The organism is Gordonia sp. LMA484 (assembly GCF_058129505.1).
The window spans coordinates 120,649-135,538 of record NZ_CM176700.1; the positions used below are offsets into that span (position 1 = coordinate 120,649).

10 protein-coding genes and 1 pseudogene are annotated in these 14,890 nt (G+C 66.0%); 10 read left to right on the forward strand and 1 reads right to left on the reverse strand.

Features of this window, described 5'->3' with window-relative positions; all coding sequences use genetic code 11:
• Window positions 1-8: 8 nt before the first annotated feature.
• From AC4AMJ_RS00525 to AC4AMJ_RS00555, 7 genes are all read left to right on the forward strand, one after another.
• Window positions 9-1,214: an amidohydrolase family protein gene (locus AC4AMJ_RS00525; RefSeq protein ID WP_489897523.1), complete on the forward strand. Its 1,206-nt coding sequence runs from the start codon at window positions 9-11 to the stop codon at window positions 1,212-1,214.
• 21 nt (window positions 1,215-1,235) lie between these two features.
• Window positions 1,236-2,069, forward strand: a complete 834-nt coding sequence (locus AC4AMJ_RS00530; RefSeq protein ID WP_489916597.1) for an amidohydrolase family protein — start codon at window positions 1,236-1,238, stop codon at window positions 2,067-2,069.
• A 1-nt stretch (window position 2,070) separates the two neighbouring features.
• Window positions 2,071-3,153 (forward strand): acyl-CoA dehydrogenase family protein, encoded by a 1,083-nt coding sequence (locus tag AC4AMJ_RS00535; RefSeq protein ID WP_489916599.1) that lies wholly within the window; start codon window positions 2,071-2,073, stop codon window positions 3,151-3,153.
• A 14-nt stretch (window positions 3,154-3,167) separates the two neighbouring features.
• On the forward strand, window positions 3,168-4,364 hold the full coding sequence (locus AC4AMJ_RS00540; protein WP_489916601.1) for an acyl-CoA dehydrogenase family protein: 1,197 nt from the start codon (window positions 3,168-3,170) through the stop codon (window positions 4,362-4,364).
• A 258-nt stretch (window positions 4,365-4,622) separates the two neighbouring features.
• Window positions 4,623-7,394 carry an ABC transporter permease subunit gene (locus AC4AMJ_RS00545; RefSeq protein ID WP_489916603.1) on the forward strand — a complete coding sequence of 924 codons (2,772 nt, stop codon included), beginning with the start codon at window positions 4,623-4,625 and terminating at the stop codon, window positions 7,392-7,394.
• Window positions 7,391-8,107 (forward strand): ABC transporter ATP-binding protein, encoded by a 717-nt coding sequence (locus AC4AMJ_RS00550; protein WP_489916605.1) that lies wholly within the window; start codon window positions 7,391-7,393, stop codon window positions 8,105-8,107. Before AC4AMJ_RS00545 ends, AC4AMJ_RS00550 begins: the two co-directional genes overlap by 4 nt.
• Before the next feature lie 81 nt (window positions 8,108-8,188).
• The gene (locus AC4AMJ_RS00555; protein WP_489916607.1) at window positions 8,189-9,442 is read left to right on the forward strand and encodes an ABC transporter substrate-binding protein; all 1,254 of its coding nucleotides are present in this window, start codon (window positions 8,189-8,191) and stop codon (window positions 9,440-9,442) included.
• Between the two features lie 72 nt (window positions 9,443-9,514).
• On the opposite strand, the gene AC4AMJ_RS00560 is transcribed toward AC4AMJ_RS00555, so the two are convergent.
• Window positions 9,515-10,735, reverse strand: coding sequence for a CaiB/BaiF CoA transferase family protein (locus tag AC4AMJ_RS00560; protein ID WP_489916609.1), 1,221 nt, complete (start codon window positions 10,733-10,735; stop codon window positions 9,515-9,517).
• 237 nt (window positions 10,736-10,972) lie between these two features.
• Here AC4AMJ_RS00560 and AC4AMJ_RS00565 point away from each other — a divergent pair.
• The 3 genes and pseudogenes from AC4AMJ_RS00565 to AC4AMJ_RS00575 form a co-directional block, all read left to right on the forward strand.
• Window positions 10,973-11,197, forward strand: a pseudogene (locus AC4AMJ_RS00565) (Zn-ribbon domain-containing OB-fold protein); the annotation flags it as partial.
• Window positions 11,198-12,121: 924 nt separating this feature from the next.
• The gene (locus tag AC4AMJ_RS00570; RefSeq protein WP_489918545.1) at window positions 12,122-13,255 is read left to right on the forward strand and encodes a thiolase family protein; all 1,134 of its coding nucleotides are present in this window, start codon (window positions 12,122-12,124) and stop codon (window positions 13,253-13,255) included.
• A gap of 58 nt (window positions 13,256-13,313) precedes the next feature.
• Window positions 13,314-14,858, forward strand: a complete 1,545-nt coding sequence (locus AC4AMJ_RS00575) for an aldehyde dehydrogenase family protein (protein WP_489916611.1) — start codon at window positions 13,314-13,316, stop codon at window positions 14,856-14,858.
• Window positions 14,859-14,890: the final 32 nt, after the last annotated feature.

Below are 14,890 nucleotides of genomic sequence, written 5' to 3' on the forward strand. Positions count from 1 at the left end.
AGGACACGATGAACGAACTCGGATACCTGTCGATCGATGTCGACAACCACTATTACGAGCCGCTCGACGCGTTCACTCGCCACCTGCCCAAGGAGTTCCGCCGTCGAGGCGTGCGAATGCTGCAGGACGGCAAGCACACCGTGGCGGTCATGGGGGAGAAGGTAAACCGGTTCATCCCCAACCCGACGTTCGACCCCATCATCGAGCCGGGCTGTCTTGATCTGATGTTTCGGGGGCAGATCCCCGAGGGCGTCGACCCGGCGTCCCTGATGAAGGTCGAAGAGCTGGGCCTGCGACCTGAATATCAGAACCGCGACGCACGTATCAAGGTGCTCGAGAATCAGGAACTGGAGTCGATCTTCATGTTCCCGACGTTCGGGTGCGGCGTGGAAGAGGCACTCAAGAAGGACATCGGCGCCACGATGGCGTCGCTGCACGCATTCAACCTGTGGCTCGACGAGGACTGGGGATTCGACCGTCCCGACCACAAGATCTACACCGCGCCGATGATCTCGCTTGCCGACCCGGAGGCCGCCGCGGCGGAGGTCGACTTCGTCATCGCGCGCGGTGCGAAGCTCGTTCACGTCCGGCCCGCGCCGGTTCCGGGAAGCCCCAGGCCCCGTTCGCTCGGCCACGAGAGCCATGATCCGGTGTGGGCGCGTCTGGCCGAGGCCAACGTACCCGTGGCCTTCCATCTGGGCGACAGTGGTTACCTTCAGATCGCGGCCATGTGGGGCGGCAAGGAGAACTTCGAGGGGTTCGGCACGATCGACCCGTTCGACAAGGTGGTGGTGGACGACCGGGCGATTCACGACTCGATCGCGTCGATGATCGTGCACGGCGTGTTCGTGCGGCATCCGAAGCTACGGGTGGCGAGTATCGAGAACGGTTCCGAATGGGTCCACCGGCTGATCAAGCGATTGCACAAGCTCGCCAATCAGTATCCGAAGTGGTTTGCCGAGAACCCGGTAGACGAACTCCGCGAGCATGTCTGGATCGCGCCCTACTACGAAGAGGATGTCAAGCACCTCGCCAACACGATAGGCACCGAACGAGTCCTGTTCGGATCGGATTGGCCGCACGGTGAAGGCCTCGAGAATCCGACGTCGTACGTAGATGATCTCGCGGGCCTGAGCAGCGACGCGGAGATCCGCCGGGTGATGCGTGAGAACGCGCTGGAGTACCTGGGGATCTCGGTTCCGTCGGTGGCGTGATCTGCGGAGAACGGGAGACTCATGCCGCACAAGGTGATCGATTGTCTGGTCAACGTCCATTTCGGGGAGACCGAGCAGCAGCCGTCGTGGATGCTGGCCGTCCGGGACAACTATTTCAAGGGCGGCTCGTCGATGTTCGCGCCGGTCGACGTGTCGGAATTGCTCGACGAGATGGACGAGCAGGGTGTACGCCGGGCGATCCTGATGGATTCGCTGGCCAAGCCGTCGGTGACGGCGCGCAAGTTCGTCGAGGCTCATCCGGACCGGTTCTCGCTGGCCATGGGTGGCGCGAACCTGTTGCGTCCGGTCGCCTCGATGCGCGAGCTCGCGGCGGTGGTGGCCGACCTCCCGGTCACCTATGCCGCAGTGGGGCCGAGTTTCTGGGGTGATGCGCAGTACCCGCCGAGCGATGCGGTGTACTACCCGCTGTACGCCAAGTGCGCCGAACTCGACCTGCCGCTCTGTATCAACACGGGTATTCCCGGGCCGCCGATACCGGGGGAGGTGCAGAATCCGATTCATCTCGACCGGGTGTGCGTCCGGTTCCCGGAACTCAAGCTCTGCATGATCCATGGTGCCGACCCGTGGTGGGACGTCGCCATCCGGTTGCTCATCAAGTACCCGAATCTGCGCATGATGACCTCAGCCTGGTCGCCGAAACGACTGCCGGAGAGTCTGTTGCACTACATGCGCAAGCGTGGACCCGACAAGGTGATCTTCGGTTCGGACTGGCCCGTTCTCAGCCAGCGTCGCCTCATACCGGAGGCGGAGGCACTCGATCTGCCCCCCGACGTCCTCGACAACTACCTCTACAACAACGCCCACGAGTTCTTCTTCGCGAAACAGGAGCAGTGAGATGGACCGGTACGAATTGCGCAGGGAAGACTACAGCTTGTCTGCAGATCAGATCGACCTGCAAACCGCCTATGCGAAGTTCTTCCAGACCTATTCGACCATCGAGATCGTCCGGGCGGCTGAAGGCGAGGGGATCGACCGTGCGTTGTGGCAGCGACTGTGCGGCACCGGCGCGACCACGATGGCCCTGCCCGAGCACGTCGGCGGAGATGGTGCGACCCTGGTCGACCTGACCTTGGTCGCCGAGGAGGTCGGTCGATGGCTGGCGCCCGTGCCCTGGATTGATCACGTCTGTGCGACTCGCCTGCTCGCCCGTCTCGGCGCGATGGACTCCGGTGATCCGCGGACCGGTCGATTCCTCTCCGGCGCAAACATTCTCGGACTCGACGCGCAGATCGAGTCCGTATCGGGACCACGATTGATCCCGATCGGTTCGATCGCCGATGCCGTCGTGGTACGCGACGGCGAGGAGATCGTCCTGCTCTCCTTTGACGAACCTCTCACCAGGGTCGACAATCTCGGTCGTCTGCCGATGGCGTGGGTCGACCCGTCTGCGGCCTCCGAGCGGATCGCACTGGCCACGGGCGCCGCAGCGATCGCGGAGTATCGACGAGCGACCGACGAGTGGCGGCTGCTGACGGCGGCCGCCCTGGTCGGTCTGGTCGAGCAGACCATGCGAATCGCCGCGGAGTTCGCGACCACACGGTACACCTACGGTGTCCCGATCGCATCGCTGCAGGGTATCTCACATCCGTTGGCCAACATCGCGATCAGCGTGGAAGGCGGCCGGGCATTGGCACGCAAGGCCGCGTGGTACCTCGACTTCGAGCCGCAAGCGCGACCGGAACTCACCGGAGCGGTCTTCGTGTTCATGGCCGAAGAAGCCGCCAAGGCGGCAACGATGGCCGTGCATGTGCAGGGCGGTCTGGGTGTGTCCACCGAGGCCGCGGCGACGTCCTACCTGGTTCGTGCGCGCGGATGGCCGGTTGCCGGCGGAGACCCGGGGGCCACGGCGAAGCAGGTCGCCCGGACGATCGCCGACCGGGCCGCCGCCGAGTCCGTGGCACAGTCGGCAGCGGTCTGAAAGGAGCACGGACGATGGATTTTTCACGAGTGCAGTTGTCTGTTGAAGAGCAGGAATTCCTGGACGAGATCAGGGAGTTCCTGAGCACGCATGTCACCGACGACGTGCGGCGTCGGGACCGTGAGACCGGAGACAACTTCGACGAGGCCGTCCACCTGGCGATGGGGGCCGCCGGATATCTCGAGCGCGAGTATCGGCCGGCGGATCAGGGTGGGTTCGATCGGGTTCGCAGGCGGCTGTGGGAACTGGAGAAGCGGCGCGTGCACGTTCCCTGGGTGACCTGGGGGACCACTTCGATCGTCGCCCGCTCGGTGGAGAACCACGGCTCGCCGGAGCTCCGCGACGAGGTGCTGCCGAAGGTCTTCAGCGGGCACGTGCGGCTCTGCCTGGGTTACACCGAACCCGACGGCGGTTCCGACGTCGCGACCTGCAAGACCCGGGCCGTGCGTGACGGCGACGACTGGGTTGTCAACGGCTCCAAGATGTTCACCACCGGTGCCCACAACTGCCAGTATGTCTTCCTGATCACCAACACCGATCCGTCGGCCAAGAAGCACAAGAGTCTGACGATGTTCCTGGTGCCGTTGGACACGCCGGGCATCGATATCCAGGCGCTGTGGACCGTCGACGGTGACCGGACGAACATCGTCTATTACAGCGATGTCCGGATCTCCGACAAGTACCGTCTGGGCGAAGTGAACGAGGGGTGGACCGTGCTGCGCGGGCCACTGGACACCGAACATGGTGTGGCGGAGCCGAATACCGATGGACTCGAGGACGTCTCGATCATGCAGCACCAGGGGTCGTTCATGGCAACCACCGTCGACACGGTGTCCGAGATCGTCACGCGTCGCGGTCCGGATGGGCGGCGACGCATCGACGACGGTTCGATTGCCTACCGTCTGGGCCACAGCGTCGCTCGGATCGAGGCGTCGTTGAGTACGCCCAACATGTACGGGCGGGTTGCGTTGGCCCAGACGATGCGCGACGTCGCGCCCGAGCTGATGGACGTACTCGGGCCCGCGTCGGTGCTGCCGACCGAAACCTCCGGTGCGATCGACGACGGTGCGAGTGAGTACCTCTTCCGCTGGGCGCCGCTGTGCGGGATCTACGGAGGCACACTCGAGGTGTTCCGGAACATGATCGCTCAGCACGCTCTCGGGATGGGACGTCCCAGCTACGCGCAGACGCGCGCCGCTGCGCCGACGTAAGCCGACTCGGACCCGATACCCCGACGCCGCCGGCCGAGATCTCGCGTCTCGATCGGTGGCGTCGTCGTGTCTGTGCAGAAATCGTGGGAATGAGCTGGGCGAACGACTGTTTACGGGCGGTGTGAGAAGTTTGGTGATTTTCTACTGAAAGCCCAACTATTAGAGCTACCGTTCGATGTACCGTGGCTCCCTTCCCTCGACTGAGGTGGCTGCGCTGCTGGTGTCGTCGTACTTTCGCTCCCGAAGGGGACCTGCCCTGTGACCGACCACCTCCAATTCCTGTTGCTGGGCCTGGGTGCGGGCGCGGTGTTCGCCGCGTTGGCGCTGGCGCTCGTCATCGTCTACCGCAGTTCGGGAGTCATCAACTTCGGGACCGGATCGATCGCACTGTGCGGGGCCTACATCTACGCCTTTCTTCGCGAGGGCGAACTCGTCCTGCTCATCCCCGGGCTCCCCAAGACGATCGACGTGGGCGGCGACCCGGGGTTTTTTGTCGCAGCTCTCATCTCGGTGATCGTGTGCGCGGTGCTCGGCCTCGCGCTCTATCTGATCGTCTTCCGCCCGTTGCGCACTGCGCCTCCCGTCGCGAGAGCGGTGGCCTCCATCGGGGTGATGATCGTCTTCGCGGCCGCGACCGCTGCGCAGGTCGGCATCAACCCGGTCGGCGTCGACGCCATCTTCCCGGTTGACATCTGGGACGTCGGTTCCATCCGGATACCACAAGATCGGGTGTTGTTCGCGGCGACGATCGTTGCCGTGGCGATAGCGCTCGCCGTCGCCTATCGATTCACCCGATTCGGTCTGGCCACCCGCGCGACCGCGGAGAGCGAGGAAGGTGCCTATGTCAGCGGGCTGTCGCCGGACCGGATAGCCGCGGCCAACTGGATGGTCGGCTCGGCGGTGGCGGCCTTGGCCGGGATCCTGATCTCACCGATTGTCCCGCTCACCCCGATGGCCTACACCCTGTTCATCGTTCCGGCGCTGGCCGCCGCGATCATCGGCAGATTCTCGTCGGTGTTGGCCGCAGTGGCCGCGGGGCTGGTGATCGGCATGCTGCAGTCGGAGGCCACATATCTTCCGCGCGTCTATGATTGGCTGCCCTCCACCGGACTCGTCGAGCTGGTTCCCCTGATCATCGTGCTGGTGGTCCTCGTCGCCTGGGCGCGGCCGTTGCCGTCCCGGGGTGCGGTGATCGTCTCCGAACTCGGGCATGCGCCGTCGCCACGCCGGATCGTCCTGGGCTGCGTGGTGCCCGCCGCGGTCGCGGTCGTCGGTCTGCTGGTCGCCGACGGTGACTGGCGGTCGGCGCTCATCACCAGCATGATCCTGGCGGTGATCGGCCTGTCTCAGGTGGTCATCACCGGATATGCCGGGCAGGTCTCGCTCGCACAGCTGACCATCGCGGGTGCCGGCGCGTTCCTCGTCGGACCGATCACGGCGGGCTGGGGGGTACCGTTCCCGATCGCGCCGCTGCTCGCCGCGCTCATCGCGGCGGCGATCGGTGTGATCATCGGACTGCCGGCACTGCGGGTGCGTGGCCTGACCGTGGCCGTCGTGACGCTCACCATGGCGTACACGATCGAAGCGATCTGGTTCCGCAACGACACCTTCGTCGGCGCCGATGGCGTGGACGTGCCGGCGCCGAGCATGTTCGGACTCGACCTCGGTATCGGTTCGGGCAGTGCCTATCCTCGTGTGCAGTTCGGGCTGCTGTGCCTGGCCGTGTTGGTGTTGGTGGGTCTCGGCGTGGCATTCCTGCGGCGGAGCCGGCTCGGTACCCGCATGCTGGCGGTCCGCGCCAACGAACGTTCGGCCTCCGCGTCGGGTGTCGACGTGGTGCGGATCAAGCTCGTGGCGTTCGCCATCGGCGCGTTCATCGCCGGGCTCGGCGGGTGCCTTTTCGCCTATCAGCAGACCAACGTGTCGTTTCAGCCGTTCACGGTGATCATCGGCGTCACGTTCTTCGCCACCGTCTACCTGGCCGGGGTCACCTCCATCTCCGGGGGCATCCTGAGCGGGTTTCTCGGCATGGGCGCGGTGTTCTACCTACTGCTCGACCGGGCGCTCGGCGGCAGTGAGTACTACCAGGTCATCGTCGGGCTCGCGCTGATCGTGACGGTTCTGTTCAACCCGGAGGGCGTCGTCGGGCCCGTGCACGCGGCGCTGGCACGCAGGCGCGGGAGCGGCCCGGGTGCCACGCCGACGGGTTCGGCGGTGTCGGAACCATTGGCCCCGAGTGACTCCGCTCGTGTCGAGATGGGCGAGCCCATCTTGTCTCTCACCGGTGTCACCGTGCGATATGGAGGCGTCCTCGCGGTCGACGACGTCAGCTTCTCGGTTCGCCGGGGAGCGATCGTCGGTCTGATCGGTCCCAACGGGGCCGGGAAGACCACATTGATCGACGCGATCAGCGGTTTCGCCCGGTCGTCGGGGATCATCACCCTCGGGTCCGAGCAGATCGACGGGATGCGGTCCCACCGGCGTATCAGGGCGGGGCTCGGCCGCACCTTTCAGGCGATCGAGCTGTACGAGGACCTGAGCGTCCGCGAGAACATACTCGTCGGTCTATCCGGACGCGGCTTGTCGCTCGGCGCCGACGAAGCCGACCTCGACGAGATCTTCGCGACGCTCGGACTGGCCGAGGTCCGCGACGTGGCGGCGGGTGAACTCTCACAAGGACAGCGGCAGCTGGTGTCCATCGCCCGGGCCTTGGCCGGGCGGCCGCGGGTCCTGCTGCTCGACGAACCGGCCGGCGGCCTCGACAGCAACGAGAGCGCCTGGCTGGGTGAGCGGCTCAAGATGATCCGGGACACCGGCGTCACGATCCTGCTGGTCGAACACGACATGAGTCTGGTGCTCAGCATCTGCGACCGGATCGAGGTGGTGAACTTCGGGCGCCTGCTCGCCAGTGGCACTCCCGCCGAGATCAGGGCGAACCCTGCTGTGGCCGAAGCCTATCTCGGCACCGGGAGCGCACGTGACGGGCAACAACCACAACCCGATGTCACGCCGGAAGGAGTGGTCCTGTGAGCCTCGAGGTGCGGGGCCTGATCGCCGGCTACGCCAAGGTGCCGGTGGTGCGGGACCTCGACGTCGACGTGGCGGACGGGTCGGTGCTCGCGGTCCTCGGGCCCAACGGGGCAGGCAAATCGACACTCCTGCGCACCCTGGCGGGACTGCTGCCGCGCCTCGGCGGCGGGATTCGCGTGAACGGCAAGCCACTGCCGAGCGGAAACCCTGCTCGCGCCAACAGATCCGGTGTGGTGCTGGTACCGGACAACCGCGCGCTGTTCACCGGACTGACCGTGGCCGACAACCTGTCGATCGCACGACGCCGCGGCGGAATGTCGGATAACGATGTGCGTGAACTCTTCCCGGCCCTCGCCGACCGCTGGAAGCTGGCCGCCGGATCACTGTCCGGAGGTGAGCAACAAATGCTCGCCGTCGCACGTGCGCTCGTGCAGAAGCCGTCGGTTCTGCTCATCGACGAGATGAGTATGGGTTTGGCGCCGGTGATCGTGGAGGGCCTGCTACCGATGGTGCGGCAGATAGCCGACACCAGTGGTGCCACCGTCGTACTCGTCGAGCAGCACGTCCAACTCGCGCTCGAGGTCGCCGACGAGGCGCTGGTCCTGGTCCACGGCCGGGCCGCTCTGCGTGCGGAAGCCGGCGAACTCCGGGATGACCCACATCGTCTGCACTCGGCCTACTTCGGAGGTGAGCCGGCGCAGTCCCCGAGCTGACCAGATCGTCGTGTGCCACCGATGCGCCTCGCGCGCTCTCTGTTTCGACATTCAAACCTCTACATGTCAGGAGAACATGAAGTGAAATCCTCACACAGACGGTGGGCGATGCTGCCGTGCGTCGCGATGGCGGTGGCGCTGGTCGCCGCGGGATGCTCCGGAGACGACGGTGACTCGTCAGGCGGCGGCGCTCCGGACGAGTCGGTCCTGGGGACGCTGAAGCAGGCGAGCGGGGACCCGGTGAACGTCGTTTTCCAGACGACCGGTGAGCAGGGCATCACCTACACGCAGGAGAAGAAGGTCGCCGACGCCACGGTGTCCTATATCAACGACTACCTGGGCGGGATCAACGGACGACCACTCGCGATCACCGTCTGTGAGGACAAGGCGCAGGTCAGTCTGGCGCGTGAGTGCGCGAACAAGGCGGTGGCCTCCGATGCGGTCGCGGTGATCTCGGGAGACCCGTCGAACCCGGATGCGACCACCGCCATCACATCGCCGGCCGGGATGCTGTTCATGGATTCCTCGGGCGGTGGCCAGCCGACGCTGACGAGTCCACACTCCGCGGTGCTGAGCAACAGTCTGGCCGGATTGGTGGGCGTGCCTGCGTACTACGCCAAAGAGCAAGGCATCAAGAAGGTTGCCATCCTGACCATCGACGCACCCATCGCAACGGGCCCGATCAAGTTGATCGGACCGATGGCCTTCGGCAACGCCGGCGTCGAGATGGACCTGATCCCGGTGCCGATGGGCACGCCGGACATGACTCCCCAGGTTCAGGCTGCGCTGAAGAACGGGGACGGCATGTTTCACGTGCTCGGCAACGACAGTTTCTGTGCGACCGCCTTCAAGGCGATGCGCACCCTGAATGTCGACGCACCGGTCACGACGGTCAGCCAATGCATCGGTGACGCCGACGTGGCATCGCAGATCCCGGGCGGTTACGAGGGGATCAAGGTCGTACAGTCGCGTTCGCTCGATCCGAATGCGGCCGAGACCAAGGTCTTCGAGGCCGTGCTCGCGAAGTACGACGCGCAGGGCGCCGAGGACGGTGCTGCCGCGTATCTTTCGCTCGTGGCGTTCCAGCGAGCGCTCGAGGGGATGAGCGGTGCGATCGACCGCACGTCGGTCGCCGCTCAGGTGACCGGCATGACCGAGCCGAAGCTGTTGCCGCTCAACGCAGGAGCCGACTATCAGTGCGGTAGCAAGCCGATCGCGATCGCACCCAACATCTGCACCAACGACTCGTTGCTGGGAACCGCAGAGAAAGACGGCTCCGTCGTCGACGTCGAGGCCGTCGACGTCGCATCGCTGTTCCAGCGTCCGGGCGCCTGACACCTGCATGACCGCATTCGGCCCCGGGATCCGATCCGATCCCGGGGCCGAACGCGTTTGTCGGAGAGCTTGTCAGAGAACCGCGCCCGACACCTTCGCCGCGATGATCTCGTCCCAGGACATGCCGAGCTCGGCGAGGATCTCGTCGGTGTGTTCTCCGTGCTCGGGAGATCTTCCGGGCTTCGGCGGTGTCTGGTCGAACTGGATCGGTGCACCCACCGTCCGATAGGTGTTGCCGTCGACGTCGGGAACGCTCATCAGGTACCCGTTGGCGACGGCCTGCGGGTCGTCGAGGACTTCTTGCGGAGTCTGGATCGTCTCCCACACGCCGGGTTCGTCTTCGAGTGCCTTCTGCCAATGCGCCAGATCGTGTTCGGCGAAGATCTCGCGAAGAATCTTGGTCGCCTCGTCCCGGTTGCGGGTGAGGTTCGCCAGCGGCGTGAATCGCTCGTCCACGCCGAGTTCCGGGTGGCCGATCCGCTCGCAGAACCCGCGCCAGAACCGGTCGGCCTGGAGGAACATCAACTGGACCCAGCGTCCGTCTCGGGTCTTGTATCGGTTCACTGCGGGATTCGGTGCCTCACCGAACGCGTACGGGGGGATTCGTTCGATGCCGTGATAGTCGGCCGCCGAGATGTCGGGCGCGACGGCCCACATGCCCTGGGCCAGCAACGAACCGTCGACCACGGCGGCGTGTCCGGTCCGCTCTCGGGCGAACAGTGCGGCGGCGATCCCCCCCGCAAGGGTGCTGCCGCCCTGCAGATCGCCGAACGCGGGCCCCTGGGCGAAGGGGAACTCGGCGTTCTCGGGCATCAGGGCGTTGGCGACCCCGGCGCGCGCCGTGTACGAGGAACCGTCGAAGCCGCCCTTGTCGCGCTCGGGTCCCAGGGGGCCCTGTCCGCTGCCTCGGGCGATGATCACGTCCGGATTGAACGATCGGATCTTCTCGACGGACAGTCCGGCACGTTCGAGCTGGCCGGGCAGCCAGTTGGTGAGGAAGACATCGGCTTTCGCGATCAACCTGCCCAGGATGGCCAACCCGTCGTCGGTCTTGATGTCCATCGCGATGCTGCGTTTGCCGTGGTTGCCGATCTCCATCATGAAGCTTGCCTTGACCCGCGAATCGGCGGGATCGAGACCCCCGACGGTGAGGTAGCGACACGGGTCACCGCCTCTGGTGTCCTCGACCTTGATGACGTCGGCGCCCCAGTCGCGCAGGATCACTCCCGCACTCGGGACATAGGTCCACGAAGCGAGTTCCACGACGACGACACCGGTGAGCAGATCGGACATCCGCGTTCCTCCCGAAAGATTGGCACTACAGCATTGAGAGATATTACTGTAAGAATTACAGTTAGTCATCCGGTCGTGGTCGTCGAGTGAGGGAGTTGGATGGACACGGTAGAAAAATCGGTTCCGGTGCCGGACCCGGTGACCGCGTTCTACTGGGAGGCCGCGGCGCGCGAGGAACTGGTCGTGCAGGGGTTCGCGGGCACCGATGTGCTGCAGTTCCCGCCCGAACCGGTCGCGATGGGAGTAACGGGCCCGGTCGGTGACAGTATCGCCGTGCCGGTGTCCGGTCGGGGACGCCTGTACGCGTACACGGTGCTGCATCAGGCCTTTCACCCCGCGTACACGGATGCAGGTCCGCTGATCATGGCGTTGACCGAGCTCGACGATGCCCCGGGCACCCGGATTCTGACGAATCTGGTGGAGGTCGAGCCGTCCGAGTTGGTGGTCGACATGCCCCTCGAGGTCGTGTTCGAGGCGCGTGGGGATCATCGGATTCCGCAGTTCCGTCCGGTTCGCGAGGCTCGCGAGGAGGAGTCCGGAGATTCCCGGTCCCTGAGGAGGTCCGGAGCGCTAGCGGCTGAGGACGTATCTCCCCGGTCCCTGGAGGGGGCCGGTGCGGCGGCGGCTGAGGACGTATCTCCCCGGTCCCTGAGGAGGTCCGGTGCGGCGGCGGCTGAGGACGTATCACCCCGGTCCCTGAGGAGGTCCGGAGCGCTAGCGGCTGAGGACGTATCACCCCGGTCCCTGAGGAGGTCCGGAGCGGCGGCGGCTGAGCACGTATCACCCCGGTCCCTGGAGAGGGCCGGTGCGGCGGCGGCTGAGGACGTATCACCCCGGTCCCTGAGGAGGTCCGGAGCGCTAGCGGAGGGCCGTCACGAAGGGCCAGCCCTTCGTGACGCTCGCAAGCTCGCTCCTCAGGGGGCGGTGGAGGATGGCGAGCTCGGCGATTCCCGGTCCCTGGAGGGGGCCGGTGCGGCGGCGGCTGAGGACGTATCCCCCCGGTCCCTGGAGAGGGCCGGTGCGGCGGCGGCTGAGGACGTATCTCCCCGGTCCCTGAGGAGGTCCGGAGCGCTAGCGGAGGGCCGTCACGAAGGGCCGGCCCTTCGTGACGCTCGCAAGCTCGCTCCTCAGGGGGCGGTGGAGAATGGCGAGCTCGGTGATTCCCGGTCCCTGGAGGGGGCCGGTGCGCCGGCGGCTGAGGACGTATCTCCCCGGTCCCTGAGGAGGTCCGGAGCGCTAGCGGAGGGCCGTCACGAAGGGCCGGCCCTTCGTGACGCTTCCTCGCACGCTCGGGGGCTCCTCAGGGAGCGGTTGGCAGGGGACGCCAAGCTCGCTCCTGAGGCATCGGCAGGGGATGGCGAGTCCTCCAGTCAGCGATCACGCGGTGTGAGCAGGCCGCGCGCAGCGGTCGTCGGCGTCGGATACTCCTCGATCCACCGGGAGAAGGGGGTCGACTGCCGGCCACTCGCCGTCGAGGCGTGCCGGACGGCGATCGCCGACGCCGGCTTGTCGGTCGCCGACGTCGACGGCATCTTCGAGTACGCAGGCGACGAAGGTGCCCAGGACATCCAGCGGATGCTCGGCATCGACAACCTCTCCACCTACGCCGACTACACCGCCCGCTGCCCATCGGCGATCACCGCCGCGCTCGGCGCCGAGATGGCCGTGCTGTCCGGCGCATGCGACGTCGCGCTCGTGGTCCGATCCGTGACCCGCGAATGGGGCACGATGAGCGGCCGGCGGGTGCCGTCGGCGACCGGCCGGGGACAATTCGAACTGCCCTATGGCGTGATGGGCGGCGTGATCCCGGTGATGGGTATGCGCAAACAGCGGCGGTTGGCCGAGTTCGGCCTCACCGAGGACCACTACGCACATCTCTCCGTCGGTGCGCGGAAATGGTCGGCGCTCAACGACCGCGCGGTACTCCGCGACCCGATCACCGTCGACGACTACTTCGACTCCCGATACGTGGCAGAACCGCTGCGGCTCTTCGATTGTGACTATCCGGTCACCGGGGCGTGCGCGGTGGTGATCACGACTGCCGAGCGCGCCGCGGACCTCGCGCAGTGTCCGGTGGTCATCGATGCCAGTTCGATGGGCACTGGTCGCGGCGCCGATTGGACCTACACTCCCGACTTCGTCTTCGGCGGCACCCGGGCCTGCGCGGACAACATGTGGCGCAAGGCGTCTGTCACACCGGCCGACATCGACGTCGCCGAACTCTACGACGGCTTCACCCACATCGCCATCTCCTGGACCGAGGCACTCGGGATCTGTGGTCTCGGTGAATTCGGCGACTGGGTGGACAAAGGTCATACCATCGCGCCCGGTGGTGCGCTGCCACTCAACACCACCGGCGGGCAGCTGGCCGAGGGGCGGCTGCACGGCCTGAGTTTCCTCGCCGAGGCGGTGCTTCAGCTCCGCGGGGAGACCGGGGAACGACAGGTGCCCGATGCGGAGGTCGCGGTGGTGGCCAACGGTTTCGGTCCGCAGTGCGCGTCGATGGTGTTGACGCGATGACCCCCGACGCGCCGAGAACTACAAGAAGCCGACAGAGTTCGGAGATCAGGAGCACGGTGTGAGCGAAGTTGTCGATAGTACGGATGCACCGAGTGTCGAACTCGGCCGACGTGCTGCCGCACGAGCCGAGTCCAGGATGCTCATCGACGGCGCATTGGTGGCCGCCGCCGACGGCGCCACGTTCGAGAACCGCAGCCCGGCCACCGATCTGGTGCTCGGCGTGGCATCGGCGGCCGGTGTGGTCGACATGGAACGGGCCATTGCGGCCGCCCGACGCGCCTTCGACGAATCGGACTGGTCGACGAACCGCGCTCTCCGTAAGCGGTGTCTCGAACAGTTCCAGGCCGCGATCGAATTGGAGAAGGAAGACCTGCGGTCCGAACTCGTCGCCGAGGTGGGTTGCCCCGTCATGGCGACCCAGGACGCCCAACTGGACTGGCCGTTGGCCGAATCCTTGCGCTATCCGGCATCGTTGATCGACGACTTCGAATGGGAACGAGTCCTCGACGGCGGCGGGCTGTTCGGTGCGCGCAATGTGCGGTCCGTTGTCCAGGAGCCGGTGGGAGTGGTCGCCGCGATCACCCCGTCGAACTATCCGATCGAGGTCATCCTCAACAAGTTGGGTCCCGCACTCGCCGCCGGCAACACCGTCGTACTGAAGCCCGATCCCAACACTCCCTGGAACGCCGCACGATTGGGTCGCCTGATCGTCGAGAAGACCGAGTTTCCGGCGGGCGTCGTGAACGTCGTGACGACGCCGGACAACGAGGTCGCCGGGTTGCTCGCAACTGATCCGCGGGTCGATCTGATCTCGTTCACCGGATCGACCGCTGTCGGGCGGCTGCTCACCCGCGAGGGTGCGGCGACGATGAAGCGCACCTTCCTCGAACTCGGCGGCAAATCGGCGATGATCGTGCTGGAGGATGCCGATCCGGGCAAGGTGACCATGGCGGCCGTTGGCTCCTGCTCGCATGCCGGCCAGGCCTGCGCGGTCAACAGTCGTCTGCTGGTGCATCGATCGCTCTACGACGAGGTCGTGACCAACGTGGTCGCCGCCTACGAGATGATCCCGGTGGGCGACCCGGCGGAACCGGGGACTTTCGTCGGTCCGTTGATCAGCGCGGCACAGAAACGACGAGTTCTCGCCGCGCTCGATGGGGCGCGACGTGACGGTGCCGAATTCCGTGTCGGCGGAGGCGAATACGCAGGGTTGCCGGAGCATCTTCGGAACGGGCATTTCGTGGCGCCCACCATCGTCACCGGCCTCGACAACTCGGCTGCGATCGCGCAGGACGAGATCTTCGGTCCGGTGCTGGTGATCATGCCGTTCACCGACGACGAGGATGCCGTACGAATCGCGAACGACACTGCATTCGGCCTCGCCGGTGCGGTCCTGTCCGGCAGCCTCGACCGTGGACTGGGCGTGGCCCGTCGCATCCGGACCGGCGCGCTCGGCGTCAACGGCGGCATGTTCTACGGTGCTGACGCGCCGTTCGGCGGCTACAAGAACAGTGGTGTCGGACGGCAGTGCGGTCTCGAAGGATTCGGCCAGTACCTGGAAACCAAGACCATTGCACACCGAGTGCCGCGATCGACCACGTGAGTCGGACGGACAAACGTCCCGAGAACACATAC

Coding starts and splice junctions, on each gene's coding strand:
- AC4AMJ_RS00525 (WP_489897523.1), top strand. CDS start 9: ATGAACGAACTCGGATACCTGTCGATCGATGTCGACAACCACTATTAC.
- AC4AMJ_RS00530 (WP_489916597.1), top strand. CDS start 1,236: ATGCCGCACAAGGTGATCGATTGTCTGGTCAACGTCCATTTCGGGGAG.
- AC4AMJ_RS00535 (WP_489916599.1), top strand. CDS start 2,071: ATGGACCGGTACGAATTGCGCAGGGAAGACTACAGCTTGTCTGCAGAT.
- AC4AMJ_RS00540 (WP_489916601.1), top strand. CDS start 3,168: ATGGATTTTTCACGAGTGCAGTTGTCTGTTGAAGAGCAGGAATTCCTG.
- AC4AMJ_RS00560 (WP_489916609.1), bottom strand. CDS start 10,735: ATGTCCGATCTGCTCACCGGTGTCGTCGTCGTGGAACTCGCTTCGTGG.